Genomic DNA, 4,670 nt, shown 5'->3' on the forward strand with positions numbered 1-4,670 from the left:
AGCGGACGCCGACCGCGTCGGCGGAGGCTGGGGTTCGGTCGCGGGTTCTGTTAGAGCGCCTCCGGCGGGGGCGCTCCGGCTCCAGGATGGCCGGGGCTCCGTCGGCGGGTCGCGGTTCGTGGGTGGTTGCGGTAGGCCATCTCGCCTGCCATCGACCCGGGACGAGCCGAGCAGACCACCGCCCGACCCGCCAGCGTCCGTACGAGCCGTCAAGGTCCGCTTGACGTGGCGGGCCGGGCGGCGGCCCGCTCCCCCGCAGGGCGGGTCGATGGCAGACAGGATGGCAGATTGGGCCACGTGCATATGGAGCTGCCAGCGCGGACCGGCGACTCCGGTATGGTCTTGCCGCGCGGTCGGAGGGGGAGGTGGCGTGCTAGGCAAAGCAGTAAGAGCGCTCGGTTGGACAGCTCTTGGCCTGCTTCCTCCCGGCATCATCGTCGTCGGGCTTTATCTTTCGTCCCTGCGACCGGTCTCGGTGCCAGCACCGGGGCCTTCGTGTGTAGCAGCCGACGAAGCCTTCGCCGCCCGACTCGCGAGGGATCCCCTGATAGCCCAGGCACCCCCCGGCATGATTCAGGTCTACGCGGAGCATGGCGAACCCTGCACCGGCGTAGTGGACAAAAGCGCCCACATCGGCGGCGCTTACGCCATGTACGCATATCCGGAGCGGATGCGGACTCTTCCAGATGTTTATGGCTTCTACCGGCAGGTCGGTGAAGCGAATGGCTGGCAAATGATCAGTGGCAATCAACTGTGTGGTACGAAGGTGATAGAGGGACGGCACCTTATTTTCCTTCTAACGCAGGATGGGGCCCTGTGGGAGGGAAAGCGCACTGTTTACAGTGTCGAGATTGGGTATGAAGGTATCGGCGGGCCGGGGTTTTCCTGCGAGGACTGATCTCTCGGGCCGCCGTCGCACATTTCAGATCGGTGTCTCACCTCCCCGACCGCTGGTCGTGCCCGTCGCATGCCCGATGCAGGGGTCAACACTGGCCAAGGGCGGCACTTGGCACGGCCCGAACCTCACCGCTCGGGCGTCGGCGACCAACGGCCTTCCAGCTCGCCCCATGGATCCATCCGTCCGACAGGTCCGACCCAACCCACCTTCCCAAGCTGACAGTGCGGCCGGCGGCATTCAGCAGGTACTGGCTAGGCTGACGCTCATGGCGGGGGCGGTTAGGTGGCGGTCACGGCCTATCCGTGTAGCTGCGGCCGGCACGGCGGTCGTTTTGGCGCTAGCGGCGGCCGGCTATGGCGGGCGTCTGTACGTGGACCGTCGACAGGCAGTTGAGGTTGCTGAGGCCAAGGCGGTGCTGGTGGCCTACCTGGAGCGGGTCCGCAACGAGGACTCCCATGGGGCCTACCTGCTGCTATGCAGTGACGTGCTGGACAGCTACCCCGAAGCCCAGCACGAGGAGTTCCTACGGAATCAGCCACCACTTGCGAGCTTTCGCCTCGGAGAGCCGGAACGACGATCGAGCCTCAAAGGCACGTTCTTGGTCTACGGAGTCCGCCTGACATCGACTGACGGGGCAAGCAAGGTCAGCGGTTTTGCAGTCGCGCTGTATTCCGACCGTGACCCACTGGTCTGCGACGCGCCCGACTGGCGTAGCGAGTGGGTGAGTGACTAACTGGGTGACGCCCGGGGCGAGCGGCCGTGGACGTCCACGGACCGACGCGGACGGACTCCGCAGCTACGCGTACGTGGCCATGCAGGTCGGCAAGCTGTGTGGGTTGCCTGGGGGTCAGGGGTCGACGAAGACGAGGTCCAGCCTTTCGGCACCGGGGGCAAAGTGGCTGTCTCGCCATGGGTGAGGATCGCTCCATGGCTGACGTTCCTCATGCAAGGCAATGCTCGATTCAACATCGCTGGGGAAGCGGCGAGGTTGCCTCGTCGGTCGACCAGCTCGCGAATCCGCTGGACGAGCTGGCGGCCGACGATCCGGAGCATCCTGAGGTATGGATCAGCGACAACGAGGCTGGGTATGGCGTGTTCGCGTTCGCGGGAAGCCGGGGACTTGTGATTTGGGAGGATGACGAGGAAGTCCGCGGCCCGCTGCACATGGAAGGCTTTTCGCGGGCAAGGATACTGGACCTGTTCACGATGGTCTTGCAGGGGCGGACGTCCGAGGTCGATGCGCTGCCCTGGTTGTCGGGCTATGGGAGCTAACCGCGACTGCTCTGTTGCCGCCGGCAGCCGGTCGGGGTAGCCGGTGCCAGCCACGGCGGCAGCCGGGAGGCAGCGAGACGACCGGCGATGGCCGACCGGGGACGACACAAGGCGGCAGAGCGCCCATGCTCCACCGTGCAAGACGGCACCGGATGACATCAAAGGATGCTTCGAAACCTCGTTCACACCGAAGAGCTCACAGAGCCGCGAGTGCTCAGCGACGCCTCAACGCCGAGCACTGGCGGCTCACTCCAACGGCGGAGGAGCGAGCCAGGCCAGGGGCTGTCCGCTGAGCGCGGCGTCGGCGAGGCGGTGGGCACTGGCGGTCTTGAGTGCCGCTCGTGAGCTGTCAATCCAGCGCTGGACGTTGTCGATGCCCTGATGGCGGTACTCGACGGCTTGGACGAGGCATTCCAGTTTGTCGGCGTCGCGAGCGACGATAGCTTCTGGTGTCTCGCCAGCCTCGTACTCGGCGACGGCGACAGTGATGACGTCGGCGACGGCCGGTGGGCAGGTGGCAACCTGGTCGGCGGTGATGGCGGTGTTGGGCTTGGCGGTGAGGTAGCGCTTGGCGATGTGCGGGATGTCGGTGATCCGGGTTTCCTGGGTGTCGTGCAGGACGCAGAGCATCGACACCCGAGCCGGGTCGGCGCCCTCCATGGCGGCGAGCATCATTCCGATGAGCGCGGTCCGGAACGAATGCTCAGCGATGGACTCAGGGTGCTTGACGCCGGCGAACCACCAGCCGGTGCGGGCGGCGCGTTTGAGTACGCCGGCTTCGAAGATGAAGGTCATTGCTCCGGCGCAGTCCTGGTCGTCGCTCATCTGCCCGTCCCTGTGCCGGTGAGTCCGTCCGCCCGCAGGCTGTAGACGATAGAGGTTAGTTCCTGCCGGGACTGTGGGGAGATCCGGTCGCTGTCGAGGAGCCGGACAGTGCGGGCGAGGAGTGCCCGACTCGCGGCTGGGTTGTCGAGAGCGAGGCCGCGCCGTGCGGCCAGCAAGGCCCAGATGTTGTGGATGTTGAGGTCGACGAAGGGGTGCCCTGGCTCCAGGCGTTGGACCAGGTGCCGATAAAGGACCGAGCCATGCCAGTCTGCGAGCGTCCCGGGCATGAAGGAGTCGTCGCGCTGGCGGTACGGGATCTCGCCCACCCAGTAGGCCGAGTAGTTGAGGGCCGCTCGCTCGCAGGCGTCGTCCGGGTGCGCGCGAGCGATGAAGTCACGCAGCGGTTCCGGGTCGCCCTGGTTGGCGAGGGACGTGACGACGGAGCGGGCGTCGGGCCACAGCGGTGACCAGGTGCGGAAGGTGGTCATCCGGCGGACGCGGGTGGTGTTCTGAGCGAGCCATCCGGCCGTCGTCCTGGCAGCGTCCATGCCGGCGAGGAAGCAGGCTTGCCGATGGAGCAGCACGTTCGGCTCGCGTCCGGCTGCGGCGCGTTCGGCGAGCACGTGAAGGTGAGCGAAGAACGTGCGCTGTTCGCCGACCGGCAGGGTCGGCCCGGAAGCGACCGGACCCCGCCGGGGATGGGCAATGGGTAGCCCTCTGGCGAAGGTCGGTGTCTGCCCCAGGACGGCCCAGAGGATCAGGTCGGTCAGACGGTGGGTGAGTACGGACCAGCCGAGCGGCTGTTCGGCGATGTCGGAGCGGTCCACCTGCTCGTCGAGGACCGCGGCAAGGATGAAGTCTGCTTCGGTGGCGTCGTCGAGTGCGGCGAGCAGGATCGCATTCGCCCCGAGCCGTCCCAGCCTGTGCCGGACGACGATCGCTTGCCCGAGCGGCACTGCCGTGAATGGCCGGCGCCCGGATTCCCAGCTCTGCGCGGTGGCGCGGCCGACGCCCAGTTCGACGGCGAGCTGCTCCTGTGTCAGCGGGATGGACTCCCGGATCAGCTTGAGCAGGTAGCCGGTCACCTCACCCCGCTGTGGTGCTGATCGTCCGCGACCTGCCATCCGAATCCCTACGTTGACCGGTGGTCGACCTTTCCCGCCCGCAGGCTGTCCGGGCGGGGCGTCTGGCCTGCTTACTCGTACCGCCGGTGAGTCCAACCGTTGTCGCCGTGATCGTAGCGTCGCAGTTACCGAGCGTTCCAGGTCCGGCCCAGTTGTTCGGGGTCGGCCATGGAGTGATGCCCGGCGGAGGGAGTAAGCGATGCGGGACAGGACGTCGCCGTGGCGACGTGTCACCTACGACCAGTACCTGATTGCTGTCGCGATGACCCTGGCCCGGCGACACCGCCCGGCATGGTCATGGCGGGCGTGGACGTGGATCTGCCGCTGTGGGGCTGAGCTGCCCTGCCGTGGCCGAAACCGCATCCCGATCAACCGGGGGCACTGGCCCGCCCAGGAGGAGCAGTGAGCAGCGAGGCCGAGCGGCAGATTCTGGTCGAACATCTGCTGGGCGTGGACGGGATGTGTACCGGTTGCCGGACGTGGTGGGCGCTGCTCGCGCCGTACCCGTGCTGGCAGGTGGAATGGGCGACCACCCGGCAGGCGCGGCACCT

6 protein-coding genes are annotated in these 4,670 nt (G+C 67.1%); 4 read left to right on the forward strand and 2 right to left on the reverse strand.

Annotation, left to right across the window (positions count from 1 at the left end):
* Positions 1 to 370 precede the first annotated feature (370 nt).
* The 3 genes from JNW89_RS28150 (at position 371) to JNW89_RS28160 (ending at position 2,170) form a co-directional block, all read left to right on the forward strand.
* Positions 371 to 898 carry a hypothetical protein gene (locus JNW89_RS28150; protein ID WP_238451384.1) on the forward strand — a complete coding sequence of 176 codons (528 nt, stop codon included), beginning with the start codon at positions 371 to 373 and terminating at the stop codon, positions 896 to 898.
* Between the two features lie 265 nt (positions 899 to 1,163).
* A complete protein-coding gene (locus tag JNW89_RS28155) occupies positions 1,164 to 1,631 on the forward strand; it encodes a hypothetical protein (protein WP_238451386.1) in 468 nt (155 codons plus the stop codon).
* Between the two features lie 194 nt (positions 1,632 to 1,825).
* Positions 1,826 to 2,170, forward strand: a complete 345-nt coding sequence (locus JNW89_RS28160) for a hypothetical protein (RefSeq protein WP_238451387.1) — start codon at positions 1,826 to 1,828, stop codon at positions 2,168 to 2,170.
* A gap of 246 nt (positions 2,171 to 2,416) precedes the next feature.
* On the opposite strand, the gene JNW89_RS28165 is transcribed toward JNW89_RS28160, so the two are convergent.
* Together JNW89_RS28165 and JNW89_RS28170 are read right to left on the reverse strand one after the other, a co-directional pair.
* Positions 2,417 to 2,995, reverse strand: a complete 579-nt coding sequence (locus JNW89_RS28165) for an HD family hydrolase (protein ID WP_238451388.1) — start codon at positions 2,993 to 2,995, stop codon at positions 2,417 to 2,419.
* A complete protein-coding gene (locus JNW89_RS28170) occupies positions 2,992 to 4,119 on the reverse strand; it encodes a DNA-binding transcriptional regulator (RefSeq protein ID WP_238451392.1) in 1,128 nt (375 codons plus the stop codon). Before JNW89_RS28170 ends, JNW89_RS28165 begins: the two co-directional genes overlap by 4 nt.
* A gap of 199 nt (positions 4,120 to 4,318) precedes the next feature.
* On the opposite strand from JNW89_RS28170, the gene JNW89_RS28175 reads away from it, so the two are divergent.
* Positions 4,319 to 4,525, forward strand: a complete 207-nt coding sequence (locus JNW89_RS28175; protein WP_238451390.1) for a hypothetical protein — start codon at positions 4,319 to 4,321, stop codon at positions 4,523 to 4,525.
* Positions 4,526 to 4,670: the final 145 nt, after the last annotated feature.

The sequence above is a fragment of the Micromonospora sp. 4G55 genome (genome assembly GCF_016803375.1).

Bases quoted from the DNA above. Each gene is read 5' to 3' on its own strand.
- JNW89_RS28160 (WP_238451387.1), top strand. From the start codon at position 1,826: ATGGCTGACGTTCCTCATGCAAGGCAATGCTCGATTCAACATCGCTGG.
- JNW89_RS28170 (WP_238451392.1), bottom strand. From the start codon at position 4,119: ATGGCAGGTCGCGGACGATCAGCACCACAGCGGGGTGAGGTGACCGGC.
- JNW89_RS28165 (WP_238451388.1), bottom strand. From the start codon at position 2,995: ATGAGCGACGACCAGGACTGCGCCGGAGCAATGACCTTCATCTTCGAA.
- JNW89_RS28175 (WP_238451390.1), top strand. From the start codon at position 4,319: ATGCGGGACAGGACGTCGCCGTGGCGACGTGTCACCTACGACCAGTAC.
- JNW89_RS28155 (WP_238451386.1), top strand. From the start codon at position 1,164: ATGGCGGGGGCGGTTAGGTGGCGGTCACGGCCTATCCGTGTAGCTGCG.